A 16,292-nucleotide genomic window follows, 5' to 3' on the forward strand; every position below is an offset into this window, starting at 1 on the left:
ATGGGTTTCGCGGGGGGACCGCTGGGTTCATACGGAGAGCGCCACCGGGGCCGCGGCCTGTTCGCCGCACATCAGCGCGTGCAGGTGCGCGGCGAGCCTTCCTGGCGTCGGGTGGTCGAAGACGAGGCCGGGGGCGAGCTTCCGCTCGGTGAGGGTGCGCAGCCGGTTGCGCAGCTCGATGGCCGTGAGGGAGTCGAACCCGATCTCGAAGAGCCCCTGGTCGGCGTCGATGTGGTACGTCGTGCCGTGGCCGAGGACCGCCGCCACCTGGCTCCGCACCAGGTCGAGCAGCACCGTCGCCTGCTCGGCCGCGGGCAGGGCGGCGAGCCGCTCGGACAGTTGCCGGTGCTCGTCGCCGCCCGCCGCCCGCGCCTGTTGCCGTCCGGCGCGGACGAGGCCGCGCAGCAGGTGCGGCACCCCGCCACCGGCCGCCGCCCCGGCACGGACGCCCCGCAGGTCCAGCTTGGCCGGTACCAGCAGGGCCTGCCCGGACCCCATGGCCGCGTCGAACAGCTCCATGCCCTCCGCCGGAGTCATCCCCCGCAGTCCGCCGCGGCGGCTCATCCGGCTCTTGGTGAGGTCGTCGGTGTGGGCGGCCATGCCGGTGGTCTGCTCCCACAGGCCCCAGGCCAAGGACAGGCCGGGCAGACCCGCCGCCCGCCGGGTGGCCATCAGACCGTCCAGGAAGGCGTTCGCGGCGGCGTAACTTCCGCTGCCCGCACCCATGAAGACGCCCGACACGGACGAGTAGACGACGAACACATCGAGATCCAGGCCCAGTTCCCGCGTCAACCCGTCCAGGTGGCGCACCGCGTCCACCTTCGGCGCGAACACCCGCTCAAGACGCTCCGGTGTCAGTGCCCCGATCACTCCGTCGTCCGTCACGCCCGCGGTGTGCACGACGCCGGTCAGGCGGTGCTCGTCCGGTACGCCCGCCAGCAAGGCCTTCACCTGGTCGCGGTCGGACACGTCACACGCCACCACCGACACCGTCGCGCCTTCTCGGGTGAGGTCGTCCACCAGCTCCGGCACTCCCTCCGCGTCCGCGCCCCGGCGGCTGGCCAGGAGCAGATGCCGTACGCCGTACCGGGTGACGAGGTGCCGGGCCGCCAGGCCGCCCAGGGATCCGGCACCCGAGATCAGGACGGTTCCCTCCGGGCCGAACACCGGTGACGCGTCGGGGGCTTGGCCGGTGGCGCGGGCGAGGCGTGGTACGGAGAGGACCGTGCCGCGCACGGCGACCTGCGGCTCGCCGCTAGCGAGGGCCGCGCCCAGGACGGGCTCCACGCCGGTGTTCACATCGGCGTCGACGTCCAGCAGGACGATACGGTCCGGGTGTTCGGCCTGCGCGGCGCGTACCAGGCCCCACACGGCCGCCCCTGCCGGATCCCGCACGGTGTCCTCGCCCCCGGCGGGCACCGCGCCCCGGGTGACCACAAGCAGCCGCGACTCTTCCAGTCCGGTTCCGGCCAGCCAGCACTGCACGACGTCGAGGACCCGGGAGGCCAGCGACAGGGCGGCGTCCTCCTCGTCGCCGCCGACGGCGTCCATGACCGCCAGCGCGGGGGCCGCCGCGCCCGACTCCACGTCGTCGGCCAGCGTCGCCACCTCCTCCGCCGTGGCCACGGCCACCCACGACGGCGCGGTCCGCGCCTGTCGCACCGGGGGCAGCTCCGTCCACTCCACCCGGAACAGCGAGTCGGCGCGTGCCGTGTCCGACGCCGTCTCCAACTGCTCGGCGGACACCACCCGGCCGACCAGCGAGTCCAACGTCACGACCAGGCCTCCGGCCTCGTCCACGGCCTCCAGCGACAGGGCGTCGCGCTCGGGCTTCGCCACGCGGACCCGGAGCGCCGAGGCGCCCGCCGCGTGCAGGGCGAGCCCGTTCCAGGCGAAGGGCAGCCGCAGTTCGATGCCGTCCGCGCTGCCGTCACCGGCGGCCTCCGTGACCGCCGCCACGGCGTTCAGCATGGTCGAGTGCAGGGCCGCGTCGAGGAGCGCGGGGTGGATGCCGTACCTGCCCGCTTCCTCCCGCTGCTCCTCGGGCAGGGCGACCTCGGCGAACACCTCGTCGCCGCGCCGCCACACCGCGCGCACGCCCTGGAACACCGGGCCGTACCCGTAGCCGCCCCCGGCGAGCCGGCCGTAGCCGTCGCTGATGTCCACCGGTTCCGCGCCGGGCGGCGGCCACGCCGTGAAGTCGTAGCCGCCCAGGTCATGGGGGTGGCCGGTGGTCGCGAGGAGCCCGGTGGCGTGCCGCGTCCACGTGTCGGCTCCGTCGTCGTCCTCGCGCTGGGAGTACACCTCGACGGTCCGCGCGCCCGTCTCACCCGGCCCGCCCACCGCGACCTGCACGCGCACCCCGCCGCGCCGGGGCACCACGAGCGGCGCCTCGATCACCAGCTCTTCGAGGACCCCGCACCCGGCCTCGTCACCGGCCCGCACCGCCAGCTCCACGAGCCCCGTGCCCGGGACGAGTACGACACCGCTGACCGCGTGGTCGGCCAGCCATGGGTGCGTCCGCAGGGAAAGACGCGAGGTGAACACGAGCCCGTCCGTCTGCGGAAGCCGCACCACCGCGCCCAGCAACGGGTGACCGGCCCCGGCGAGGCCCAGCGCCGCCGCGCCGGTCGCCGACTCGGCAGGCTTGAGCCAGTAGTGCCGGTGGTCGAAGGCGTACGTCGGCAGGTCCGCGGGCGCGTTCCTGGCTCCGGCGGGCAGCGCACCCGCCCAGTCCACGCGCACCCCCTTGACGAACAACTCCGCCATCGACGCCAGGAGTCGCCGCAGTCCGCCCTCCTCGCGCCGCAGCGTGCCCGTCACCACCGCCGTACTGTCGGCGGCATCGACGACCTCGGTGATCGGCTGGACCAGTACGGGGTGCGCGCTCACCTCCACGAACGCGCCGTGCCCCTGCCTGAGCAGGTCGGCCACGGCCGGACCGAACCGCACCTGACCGCGCAAATTGCGGTACCAGTACCCGGCGTCCAGGACCCCGGCCTCCTCCACCCAGCCGCCAGTCACGGTCGAGAAGAACGGCACCACCGGGGCCTTCGCTTCCACACCTGCCAGCGCTTCGGCCAGCACGTCCTCGATGTCCTCTACGTGGCGGGTGTGGGAGGCGTAGTCCACCGCCACCCGGCGCGTGCGCACACCGTCACCGGACAGGGCCTCCAGCGCCTCGTCCAAAGCTTCGGCGTCACCCGCGACCACCACCGACGACGGCCCGTTGACAGCGGCGACCTCCACCCGACCCGCCCAGGGCTCAAGCGGCCCCAGAGCCTCCGCCTCGCTCAGCGCCACCGAGGCCATCCCGCCACGCCCGGCGAGCCGTGCGGCGATGGCCTGGCTCCGCAGCGCCACCACACGGGCCGCGTCCTCAAGGGACAGCGCCCCCGCCACGCAGGCCGCCGCGATCTCCCCCTGCGAGTGACCAAGGACCGCATCCGGCCGGACCCCGACGGACTCCCACACCGACGCCAAACCCACCATCACCGCGAAACTCGCGGGCTGCACCACATCCACCCGCTCAAGAAGCTCAGGCTCAGCATCCCCCCGTAGTACGTCGATGAGCGACCAGTCCACCCACCGCGCAAGGGCGACCGCGCACTCCCCCACCCGCTCCGCGAACACCGGCGAGGAATCGAGGAGTTCACGGCCCATACCTGCCCACTGCGAGCCCTGCCCCGGGAACACCAGCACGAGATCCCCCGGCGCACCCCCGCTCCCCGACACCAGCCCCGGACCGCTCTCACCCCGCTCAAGCGCCCGCAACCCGGCCAGCGCCTCCTCGCCCGAGCCCGCCACCACCACCGCGCGCTCACCCAGCACAGCCCGACCAGAGACCAACGCCCCTGCCGCACCCGCCAACGAAGCGCCAGCACCCGACTCCACATGCGACGCAAGACGCCCGGCCTGCCCCGCCAGCGAAACCCGGCTCCGCGCCGACACCACCAACGGCACCACACCCACCGGGCCGACATCCTCCGCGACCGGCTCCTCGGGCGCCTCCTCCAGGATCAGATGCGCGTTCGTGCCGCTGATGCCGAACGCGGATACCCCGGCCCGGCGCGGACGCCCCTCTCGCGGCCACGCGCGGGCCTCCGTCAGGAGCTCCACCGCGCCCGTCGACCAGTCCACCTCGGTCGTGGGCTCATCCACGTGCAGGGTGGGGGGCATGACCGCGTGCCGCAGTGCCTGCACCATCTTGATCACACCGGCCGCGCCCGCGGCGGCCTGCGCATGGCCGATGTTCGACTTCAACGAGCCCAGCCACAGCGGCCGTTCCGGATCCCTGCCCTGCCCGTACGTCGCGAGCAGGGCCTGCGCCTCGATCGGGTCGCCCAGGGTCGTTCCGGTGCCGTGGCCCTCCACCACGTCCACGTCGGCCGGGGTGAGGCCCGCGTGGGCCAGGGCCTTACGGATCACGCGCTGCTGGGAGGGGCCGTTGGGGGCGGTGAGGCCGTTGGACGCGCCGTCCTGGTTGACCGCGCTGCCCCGCAACACGGCCAGGATCCGGTGCCCGCGCTCGCGCGCCACCGAAAGGCGCTCAAGGACCACCAGGCCGACGCCCTCGGACCAGCCGGTGCCGTCGGCGCCCGCCGCGTAGGACTTGCAGCGCCCGTCGGTGGCCAGGCCCCGCTGCCGAGAGAACTCCACGAAGGCCCCGGGCGTCGCCATCACGGCGACACCACCGGCGAGTGCCATCGAGCACTCGCCCTGCCGCAGCGCCTGCGCGGCCAGGTGCATCGCCACCAGCGACGACGAGCACGCCGTGTCCACCGTGACCGCCGGACCCTCGAAACCGAAGGCGTACGCCACCCGGCCCGAGGCCACGCTCGGCGCCGAGCCTGTGCCCGTGTAGCCCTCCACGTCCCGTGCGTCCGCGCCCATCCCGTAGCCCTGGGTGGACACCCCGGAGAACACCCCGACGTCGGTGCCCTTCAGCGACAGGGGATCGATGCCCGCCTGCTCCAACGCCTCCCAGGAGGTCTCCAGGAGCAGCCGCTGCTGCGGGTCCATCGCCTGCGCCTCGCGCGGCGAGATGCCGAAGAAGCCGGGGTCGAAGAGGCCCGCGCCCTGGAGGAATCCGCCCTGACTCGCGTACGACGTACCGGTGTTGTCGGGATCCGCGTCGAAGAGGTCGTCCAGGTCCCAGCCCCGGTCCTCCGGGAACGGTGCCATCCCCTCGCGGCCCTCCCGTACAAGCCGCCACAAGCCCTCGGGGTCCACCACCCCGCCGGGCAGTCGGCACGCCATCCCGACGATCGCGATCGGCTCGTCCGGATCCGCGGCCACGGGCGGCGCGGACGGGGCCGTGGCGCCGTCCGCCGTCTCGGCCAGTTCCTCGCGCAGGTAGCGGGCGAGCGCCTCCGGGGTCGGGTAGTCGAAGACGAGGGTGGCGGGGAACTTGAGAGCGGTCGCCTCGCGCAGTCGGTTGCGCAGTTCCACCGAGGTGAGGGAGTCGAACCCGGCTTCGTTGAATGCCGTGTCCGGCCGTACGCCCCCGGGGCCCGCGTGCCCGAGGACGACCGCGGCCTGGGTGCGGACCAGGTCGAGCAGCAGGGCCTCCTGTTCCGTCGCGGCGAGCCCGGCCAGGCGCCGGGTCAGCTCGACGTCGCCGGAGGAGGCGGCCCGCGCCTGTTGTCGGCCCGCCCGGACGAGGCCGCGCAGCAGGTGCGGGACCGCGCCGCCGGAGGCCGCACCGGCGCGGGCTCCCCGCAGGTCCAGCTTGATCGGGACCAGCAGCGGCTGCCCGGACGCCACCGCGGCGTCGAACAGCTCCATGCCTTCGGCGGCGGTGATGGCCAGTACGCCGCCGCGGTTCGCACGCGCCTGGTCGACGTCGTCGAGGTGTGCGGTCATGCCCGCGGTCTGCTCCCACAGGCCCCAGGCGAGGGAGAGCCCGGGCAGGCCCGCCGCCCGGCGCCGCGCCATCAGACCGTCGAGGTAGGCGTTGGCCGCCGCGTAGTTGCCCTGGCCCGCCGACCCGAACACGCCCGCCGCGGAGGAGTAGGTGATGAACGCGTCGAGGTCGAGGCCCCGGGTCAGCTCGTCGAGGTGTCGCGCCGCGTCCGCCTTCGGCGCGAACACCCCCGCGAGGCGCTCCGGGGTCAGCGCCCCGATCACCCCGTCGTCCAGCACGCCCGCGGTGTGCACGACGCCGCCCAGCCGGTGCTCGTCGGGTACGGACGCCAGCAGGGCACGGACCTGCTCGCGGTCGGACACGTCGCACGCCACGACCGATACGGTCGCCCCCTGCTCGGCGAGTTCCGCCACCAGCTCCGCCGCTCCCTCGGCGTCCGCGCCTCGGCGGCTGGCGAGGAGAAGGTGCCGTACGCCGTGCCGGGCGACCAGATGACGGGCCAGCAGCCCGCCCAGGGAACCAGTTCCACCAGTGAGTAGAACGCTCTTTCCAGAGCTGAACTTGTTCCCCGCCTCCGGCACATGACCGGCGACCCGCACGAGCCTGGGCACGCAGTACCTCGATCCACGCACCGCGACCTGCGGCTCACCGCCCGCAAGCACCGCTCCCAGCACCGCGTCCAGGGCGCCGTCCGCCATGGGGTCGGTGTCCAGCAGGAGGAGACGGTCCGGGTTCTCCGCCTGGGCCGCGCGCACCAGGCCCCACACAGCCGCTCCCGCCGGGTCGCTCACCACGCCGGTGCCCGCGGGCACCGCCCCCCGGGTCACGACGGCGAGGCGGGACTCCTCAAGGGCGGCCTCGGCCAGCCAGGCCTGGACGACCTCCAACACCCGTGATGTCAGGGCGAGTACCGCGTCCTCACCGTCGCCGCCAACAGCTTCCAGGACGGCCACCGGGGGTACGTCGGCACGCGCGGCCAGGGCCGCCACCTCGTCGGTGGTGGACACCGGCACCCACCTCTGCGGCTCTCCCTGTGGTGGGGGCAGCTCGGTCCAGTCCACGCCGAACAGCGCGGTGGCGGCCGCCGTGTCGGCAGCGCTCTCCAGCTGCCCCTCGGTCACCGGCCGGGACACGAGCGAGTCCATCGTCACGACGGGGCCGCCGGTCTCGTCCGCCGCCGTGAGGGACACGGCGCCGGGGCCGCCGGGCGCCAGGCGCACCCGCAGCGCCGAGGCGCCGACGGCGTGCAGCACGAGGCCGTTCCACGCGAACGGCAGCACGGGCCGCGCGGGTTCGTCCCCCGCCGGGTCCGCCGTGGCGGCGAGCATCCCGGCGTGCAGGGCCGCGTCGAGGAGCGCGGGGTGGATGCCGAACCTGTCGGCCTCCTTGCGCTGCTCCTCGGGCAGGGCGACCTCGGCGAAGACCTCGTCGCCGCGCCGCCACACCGTCCGCAGGCCGCGGAAGGCCGGGCCGTAGCCGTAGCCGCGTGCGGCCAGGTCGTCGTAGAAGTCGCCGGGGTGCACGTCCACCGGGCGCGCGCCGGGCGGCGGCCAGGCGGTGAAGTCGAAGCCGCCGCGGTCCCGGGGGCGGGCGGTGGCCGCCAGGAGGCCCGCGGCGTGGCGGGTCCAGGTGTCCGCGGCGCCGTCGTCCTCGCGCTGGGAGTACACCTCAACGGTGCGCGTGCCCGTCTCACCCGGGGCGCCCACCGCGACCTGCACCCGCACCGCGCCGCGCGCGGGCACCACCAAGGGGGCCTCGATGACCAGCTCTTCGAGGCTCCCGTACCCGGCTTCGTCACCGGCCCGCACGGCCAGCTCCACAAGGCCCGTGCCCGGCAGGAGGACCACACCGCCGACCGCGTGATCGGACAGCCACGGGTGCGTGCGCAGCGAAAGGCGGGAAGTGAAGACCAGGCCGTCGGAGTGCGGGAGGCGCACCACCGCGCCGAGCAAGGGGTGGTCCGCCGCCGCCTGCCCGAGGGAGGCGGCGTCCGTGGCCGACGTGCCGGGCTTGAGCCAGTAGTGCTGGTGGTCGAAGGCGTACGTCGGCAGGTCCACGTGCCGGGAGGCGGACCCGGCGGGCAGCAGGCGCGCCCAGTCCACGGCCACCCCTCGTACGAACAGCTCGGCCATCGAGGCCAGCAGCGTCGCCTCCTCCGGGCGGCCTTCGCGCAGGGCGGCGACGCATGTCACCTCGGCGGTCGTGGCGGTGGCCGTCTCCTCGACCAGGCCGGTCAGGGCCGCGCCGGGCCCCAGCTCCACGAACAGGGTGCCGCCGAACTCCGCGGCGGCCGCGACGCCTTCGGCGAACCGCACCGGTCGGCGCACGTGTTCGGCCCAGTAGCGCGGGTCGGCGAGTTCAGCGGGCTCGGCGATCCGACCGGTCACGTTCGAGATCACCGGGATCGCGGGCCGCTGCCACGCCACGTCGGTGAGCTCCGCGGTGAAGTCGGCCAGCATCGGTTCCATCCGCAGTGAGTGGAACGCGTGCGACACCGCGAGGCGCTTCGTCTTGTGGCCCCGCTCCCGCAGCAGGTCCGCCGCCGCGAGGACCGCGTCCTCGTCGCCGGAGAGCACCAGCGCGGACGGGCCGTTGACCGCGGCGACCTCCACGCCCTCGCGCAGCAGCCCGACGAGCTGATCCTCGCGCGCGGCCACCGCGACCATGGCGCCGCCCGGCGGCAGCGCCTGCATGAGCCGCCCCCTGGCCGCGACCAGGCGGGCCGCGTCCGGCAGCGTGAGGGCGCCCGCCACGTACGCGGCGGTGACCTCGCCGATCGAGTGCCCGATCACCGCGTCCGGCCGTACGCCCCAGGACTCGACGAGACGGGCCAGGGCGCTCTCCACGGCGAAGAGGCCCGTCTGGGTGAACACCGTCTGGTCCAGCAGGTCGGTGCTGCCCGCGACCGTGCCCAGGACCACGTCCCGTACGGGGTGGTCGACCCGCCCGGCGAGGCACGCGTCCAGCTGCTCGCAGGCCTCGTCGAAGGCTTCCGCGAACGCCGGGTACCGCTCGTACAGCTCCCGGCCCGCCCCCGCCCGCTGTGAGCCCTGCCCGGGGAACACCCAGACGACCTTGCCCGCTTCGCCCGACCCGGTGACCCGGCCGGACACGACACCGGCGGCGTTCTCGCCCCGCGCGAGCGCGCCGAGGCCGGTCATCGCCTCGTCGGCCGAGCGGGCGACGACCACGGCGCGTTCGTGGAGCAGCGCGCGGTCCGACAGGAGCGCCCGGGCGACGTCCGCGAGGGCCGCGCCGCCGGACTCACCGGGCTCCGGCGACCGGATGTACGACGTGAGGCGTGCGGCCTGGCCCGCCAGCGCCCCGGCGCCGTGTGCCGAGACCACCAGGGGTACCACGCCGTCGGGTTCCGTCCGTTCGGGGAGCGGCGCGGCCGCGACCGGGGGTGCTTCCTCCAGGATCAGATGAGCGTTGGTGCCGCTGATCCCGAACGAGGAGACTCCGGCCCGGCGGGGGCGGTCGTCGCGCGGCCACGCGCGCGCCTCCGTCAGGAGTTCGACCGCGCCCGTCGACCAGTCCACTTCGGTGGTGGGCTCCTGGGCGTGCAGCGTGGGCGGCATGACGCCGTGGCGGAGCGCCTGCACCACTTTGATCACGCTGGCGACACCGGCGGCGGCCTGCGTGTGGCCGATGTTCGACTTCAGCGAGCCGAGCCACAGGGGCCGTCGCGGGTCGCGGCCCTGCCCGTACGTGGCGAGGAGGGCCTGGGCCTCGATCGGGTCGCCCAGCGCGGTCCCGGTGCCGTGGCCCTCCACGACGTCCACGTCTGCGGGGACGAGTCCGGCTCCGGCGAGGGCCTTGCGGATCACGCGCTCCTGCGAGGGGCCGTTGGGGGCGGTGAGGCCGTTGGAGGCGCCGTCCTGGTTGACCGCGCTGCCCCGGACGACGGCGAGGATCCGGTGGCCGCGCTCCTGTGCGACCGAGAGGCGCTCCAGGACCACCACGCCCGCGCCCTCGGCGAGGCCCATGCCGTCGGCGCCGTCGGCGTACGCCTTGCACCGGCCGTCGGAGGCCATGCCGCGCTGCCGCGAGAACGCCACGAACGTGCCGGGCGTCGACATCACCATCGCGCCCCCGGCCAGGGCCATCGAGCACTCGCCCTGCCGCAGCGCCTGCGCGGCCAGGTGGAGGGCCACGAGCGACGAGGAGCACGCGGTGTCCACGGTGACGGCCGGGCCCTCGAAGCCGAAGACGTACGACACCCGGCCGGAGGCCACGCTTCCGGCCACGCCCGTGCCGGTGAAGCTCTCCAGCTCCGGGGCGATGGCTCCGGCTCCGGCTCCGTAGCCCTGGCTGGACACGCCGGTGAAGACACCGACGTCGGTGCCCTTCAGTGACAGGGGGTCGATGCCCGCCTGTTCCAACGCCTCCCAGGAGGTTTCCAGGAGCAGTCGCTGCTGCGGGTCCATGGCCAGGGCCTCGCGGGGTGAGATGCCGAAGAAGCCGGGGTCGAAGAGGCCCGCGCCGCGCAGGAAGCCGCCCTGGTCGGTGTAGGACGTACCGGGGTTGTCGGGGTCCGGGTCGAAGAGGCCGTCCAGCTCCCAGCCCCGGTCGTCGGGGAATCCCGACACCGCGTCCCGCCCCTCGGACACCAGGCGCCACAGTTCCTCCGGCCCCGTCACCCCGCCCGGCAGCCGACAGGCCATCCCCACGATCGCCACGGGCTCGCCCGCGTGGGAGGAGCCTTGTTTCCGCAGCTGGTGCAGTTCGGTCGTGACGCGCTTGAGGTACTGGAGGAGTTTTTCGTCCGTGGCCATTGTTCAGTCCTCACGAAGGTTGGGTGGAACCGCGGAGCCTCGCACCGGTCCCGGAGGGGACCCGGCGCGTGCCGGTCTCACACGAGCCCCAGTTCGTCATCGATGAAGTCGAGGACTTCGTCGGCCGACGCGGATTCCAGCTGCTCCGCGACGGTGGCGGCGTCCGTCCGCCCGAGCACGCCGTTGCACCTGGCCACCAGGCCTTGCAGGCGTAGCGCGACGCTGGACTTCATGGCCGCGTCGAGGGGCAGGGCGCCGATCAGCGCCTCGACGTCCTCGATCCGCGCGTGCACGCGGGCGAGCACGTCGTCGCTCACGCCGAGGCCGTCGCGCAGATGCCGGGCGAGGGCCAGCGGGTTCGGCTGGTCGAAGACGAGTGTGGCGGGCAGTTTCAGGCCGGTCGCCTCGCGCAGCCGGTTGCGCAGCTCCACCGAGGTGAGCGAGTCGAACCCCACGTCCTTGAACGCCGTGTCCGCCCGCACCCCGCCCGGCCCGCTGTGCCCGAGCACGACCGCGGCCTGCGTCCGCACCAGGTCGAGCAGCAGGGCCTCCTGCTCCGCGGCGGCGAGCCCGGCCAGGCGGCGCACCAGTTCGCCGTCGCTCGCGGCCGCCGCCCGGGCCTGCTGCCGTACCGCCGGTACGAGGCCGCGCAGCAGGGGCGGCACTCCGCCGCCGCCCGCCGCTCCGGCCCGCACGCCCTGGAGGTCCAGTTTGACCGGCACGAGCAGCGACCGTCCGGACGCCACGGCGGCGTCGAAGAGTTCCATGCCCTCGGCAGGTTTGATCCCCACGACGCCGGTGCGGTGGGCGCGCCGGCTCATGCGCGTCTGGTCGGCGGAGCTGAGGTGGGTGGTCATGTTGGTGGCGTGCTCCCACGTGCCCCAGGCGAGCGAGAGGCCGGGCAGGCCCAAGGCCCGCCGGTGCGCCATCAGACCGTCCAGGAACGCGTTCGCCGCCGCGTAACCGCCACTGCCCGCCCCCATGAACACCGACGAGGCCGACGAATACACGACGAACGCCCCCAGACCCAGACCCCGCGTCAACTCGTCGAGATGCCGCACCGCATCCACCTTCGGCGCGAACACCCCCGCCACACGCTCCGCAGTCAGCGCCCCGACCACACCGGCATCGAAGACACCCGCCGTATGAACGACACCCGTCAGCGGATGTTCGCCACTGCTGACGGACGCCAACAGGGCCTTCACCTGCTCGCGATCGGATACGTCGCAGGCGACCACCGACACCGTCGTGCCCCGCGCGGTGAGCTCGGCGACGAGTTCCGGTACGCCCTCGGCGTCCGTGCCCCGGCGACTGGCGAGCACCAGGCTGCGTACTCCATACCGGCTGACGAGATGCCGGGCCACCAGGGCACCCAGCGACCCACCACCCGAGACAAGGACGGTCCCCGCATCCCCGAACGCCGCCTGCGCGTCTGCGTGTTGATCCGATACGCGGGCGAGCCGAGGCACGGTGAAGGTCGTTCCGCGCACCGCGATCTGCGGCTCACCGCTGGCGAGCACCGGCCCCAGGGCGGAGCCCACACCCTCCGGGGAGGCCGGGTCGAGGTCAAGGAGGACCAGGCGGTCCGGGTTCTCGGCCTGCGCGGCCCGTACCAGGCCCCAGACCGCGGACGCCGCCGGATCCGTCACCGCGCCGTCCCCGGCGGGCACCGCGCCCCGCGTCGCGACCACCAGGCGTGACTCTTCGAGATCGGCCTCGGCCAGCCACGCCTGTACGACCGCCAACACCTGGGTGGTCAGGGCGAGTACGGCGTCCTCGCCATCGCCGCCGACGGCTTCCAGGACGGCCACCGGGGGGACGTCGGCGCGCCCGACCAGGGCCGCCACCTCGTCAGTGGTGGCCACGGGCACCCAGGCCCGCGGCTCGCCCCGCGGCTGCGGCAGTTCGGTCCAGTCCACGCCGAACAGCGAGGTGGCGGCTGGCACGGCCTCCACCTGGTCGGCGGACACCGGCCGGGACACCAGCGAGTCCATGGTCACGACCAGGCCACCGGTCTCGTCCGCGGCCTGCACGGACAACGCGTCGGGGCCGCACGGCGCGACGCGTACACGCAGCGCGGAAGCCCCGGCCGCGTGCAGCACGAGGCCGTTCCACGCGAACGCGAGGATCGGTTCCCCGGAGTCCTCCGCCGCCGGGTCCGCGGCGGCGGCGAACGTCGCCACTTGCAGGGCCGCGTCGAGGAGCGCGGGGTGGATGCCGTACCGGGTTGCTTCCTTGCGCTGTTCCTCGGGCAGGGCGACCTCGGCGAACACCTCGTCGCCGCACCGCCACGCCGCGCGCACGCCCTGGAACGCCGGGCCGTAGCCGAAGCCCCGCGCGGCCAGTCCGTCGTAGAAGTCACCCGTTTCTACGTCGACCTTCTGCGCGCCGGGGGGCGGCCAGGCGGCGAAGTCGTGGTCCGGCCTCGCCCCTGCTGTGGCCGAGGATGCCGTCACCTGGCCGGTGGCGTGGCGTGTCCAGGCATCGGCGCCGTCCTCGCGCTGGGAGTACACCTCCACGCTCCGCGCGCCGGTCCCGCCCGGTCCGCCCACCGCGACCTGCACCCGGACGCCACCGTGCTCGGGCACCACCAACGGCGCCTCGATCACCAGCTCTTCGAGGACCCCGCAGCCGGTCTCGTCACCGGCCCGCACCACCAGTTCCACCAAAGCCGTGCCCGGCAGGAGCACCGCGCCACCGACGGCGTGGTCGGCCAGCCAGGGGTGAGCGCGGAGCGAGAGGCGGGACGTGAGGACGAGGCCGTCGGAGTGCGGAAGGCGCACGACCGCGCCAAGCAGCGGGTGATCGGCAGAGGTCTGCCCCAGCGACGCCGCGTCGGTCGGCTCCGCGCCCGGTGTGAGCCAGTAGTGCTGGTGGTCGAAGGCGTACGTGGGCAGGGGCACGCGCGCGGATCGCGTGGGCAGCACACCATGCCAGTCGACAGCTACGCCCCGCACGAACAGCTCGGCCATCGAGGCCAGGAGTCGCCGTCGTCCGCCCTCCTCGCGCCGCAGCGTGCCCGTCACCACCGCCGTACTGTCGGCGGCATCGACGACCTCGGTGATCGGCTGGACCAGTACGGGGTGGGCGCTGGCCTCTACGAACACGCCGTGGCCCTGCGCGAGAAGGTCGGCGACGGCGGGACCGAACCGCACCTGACCGCGTAGGTTGCGGTACCAGTACCCGGCGTCCAGGACCCCGGCTTCCTCCACCCAGCCGCCAGTCACGGTCGAGTAGAACGGCACCACCGGGGCCTTCGCGTCCACACCTGCCAGTGCTTCGGCAAGGGTGCCCTGGATGTCCTCTACGTGGCGGGTGTGGGAGGCGTAGTCCACCGCGACCCGGCGCGTGCGCACACCGTCACCGGACAGGGCCTCCAGCACCTCGTCCAAAGCTTCGGCGGCACCCGCGACCACCACCGACGACGGCCCGTTGACAGCGGCGACCTCCACCCGGCCTGCCCAGGGCTCCAGCCGCGTGGCCACCTCTGCCTCGCCGAGCGCGACCGAAGCCATACCCCCACGCCCGGCCAGGTCGCGAGCGATGGCCTGACTCCGCAACGCCACCACACGGGACGCATCTTCAAGCGACAACGCCCCGGCTACGCAAGCCGCCGCGATCTCCCCCTGCGAGTGACCAAGCACCGCGTCCGGCCGAACCCCAACGGACTCCCACACCGCAGCCAAACCCAGCATCACGGCGAAACTCGCAGGCTGCACCACATCCACCCGCTCAAGGAACTCGGGATCAGCCTCACCCCGTAGTACGTCGACAAGCGACCAGTCCACCCACGGCCCCAACGCCGCCGCACACTCCCCCACCCGCTCCGCGAACACCGCCGAGGAATCGAGGAGTTCACGCCCCATACCTGCCCACTGCGCCCCCTGCCCCGGAAACACCAGCACAAGGTCGCCCGGGACACCGGAGCCCGCGACGCTCCCGGAGACGACGTTCGGGCCGCTCTCGCCGCGCGCCAACGCCCGCAGCCCGGTGAGCGCGTCCTCGGTCGAGTCCGCCACGACCACCGCGCGGTCGTCGAGGAGCGCCCGGCCGGACACCAGGGCTCCGGCCACCGTGGCCAGGGGTGTCCCATCGGCCGTCTCGAGGAACGTCGCGAGACGCCCGGCCTGTCCCGACAGCGCCCCCAGGCTCCGCGCCGACACCACCAGCGGCACCACACCCACAGGGGCCGGATCCTCCGCGACCGGCTCCTCGGGCGCCTCCTCCAGGATCAGATGCGCGTTCGTCCCGCTCACGCCGAACGAGGACACACCAGCCCGGCGGGGACGGCCGTCGCGCGGCCACGCGCGGGCCTCCGTCAGGAGTTCCACCGCGCCCGTCGACCAGTCGACCTCGGTCGTGGGCGCCTGCGCGTGCAGCGTGGGCGGCATGATGCCGTGGCGCAGCGCCTGCACCATCTTGATCACGCTGCCCACACCGGCGGCGGCCTGCGTGTGGCCGATGTTCGACTTCAACGAGCCGAGCCAGAGCGGCTGTTCGGGATTCCTGTCCCGTCCGTACGTGGCGAGGAGCGCCTGCGCCTCGATCGGGTCGCCGAGGGCCGTGCCCGTGCCGTGGCCCTCCACCACGTCCACGTCGGCCGGGGTGAGGCCCGCGTGGGCCAGGGCGCTGCGGATGACCCGCTGTTGCGCGGGGCCGTTGGGGGCGGTGAGGCCGTTGGAGGCGCCGTCCTGGTTGACCGCGCTGGCCCGCAGCACCGCGAGGACCTGGTGGCCGCGCTCGCGGGCCACCGAGAGGCGTTCGAGCACGACCACGCCCGCGCCCTCGGCGAGGCCCATGCCGTCGGCGCCGTCCGCGAAGGCCTTGCACCGGCCGTCCGTGGCCAGGCCGCGCTGCCGGGAGAACGCCACGAAGTTGCCGGGTGTGGCCATCACCATCGCGCCCCCGGCCAGGGCCATCGAGCAGTCGCCGTGCCGCAGCGCCTGCGCCGCCAGGTGCATCGCGACCAGGGACGAGGAGCAGGCCGTGTCCACGGTGACCGCCGGGCCCTCGAAGCCGAACACGTACGCCACCCGACCCGAGGCCACGCTCGGCGTCGCACCCGTGCCCGCGAAGCCCTCCGACTCCGGTGTCACCACCCCGGCACCGGCGCCGTAGCCCTGGCTGGACACGCCGGAGAACACCCCGACGTCGGTGCCCTTCAGCGACAGGGGGTCGATGCCCGCCTGTTCCAACGCCTCCCAGGAGGTTTCCAGGAGCAGTCGCTGCTGCGGGTCCATCGCCAGGGCCTCACGCGGCGAGATGCCGAAGAACCCCGCGTCGAAGAGCCCCGCCCCGCGCAGGAAACCACCCTGACTCGTGTACGACGTACCGGCGTGATCAGGATCCGGGTCGAACAACCCCTCCAAGTCCCAACCCCGGTCGTCCGGGAAGCCGGTGACCGCGTCCACCCCGTCGGCCACCAGCCTCCACAGCTCGTCCGGCGACCCCACACCCCCCGGATACCTGCACGCCATCGACACGATGGCGATCGGTTCCCGCGCCTGGTCCTCGACCTCGCGCAGGCGCTTGCGGGCGTCGCGGGCGTCGGCGATGGCCCTCTTGAGGTAGTCGCGGAGTTGCACCTCGTCAGCCACTGAATTCAGCTCCCAGGAATTCGATGTGTGCGATTGCTGTGGGTCGTCCCG

1 protein-coding gene and 1 pseudogene are annotated in these 16,292 nt (G+C 74.0%); both read right to left on the reverse strand.

Features of this window, described 5'->3' with window-relative positions:
* Nucleotides 1-27: 27 nt before the first annotated feature.
* The gene (locus ACIG3E_RS32235) at nt 28-8,979 is read right to left on the reverse strand and encodes an SDR family NAD(P)-dependent oxidoreductase (protein WP_399623138.1); all 8,952 of its coding nucleotides are present in this window, start codon (nt 8,977-8,979) and stop codon (nt 28-30) included.
* Nucleotides 8,980-8,997: 18 nt separating this feature from the next.
* Nucleotides 8,998-16,223 (reverse strand): annotated as a pseudogene (locus ACIG3E_RS32240) (SDR family NAD(P)-dependent oxidoreductase); the annotation flags it as partial.
* Nucleotides 16,224-16,292: the final 69 nt, after the last annotated feature.

Origin of the sequence: Streptomyces sp. NPDC053474, from assembly GCF_044544845.1 — a bacterium.
Taxonomy (GTDB): domain Bacteria; phylum Actinomycetota; class Actinomycetes; order Streptomycetales; family Streptomycetaceae; genus Streptomyces.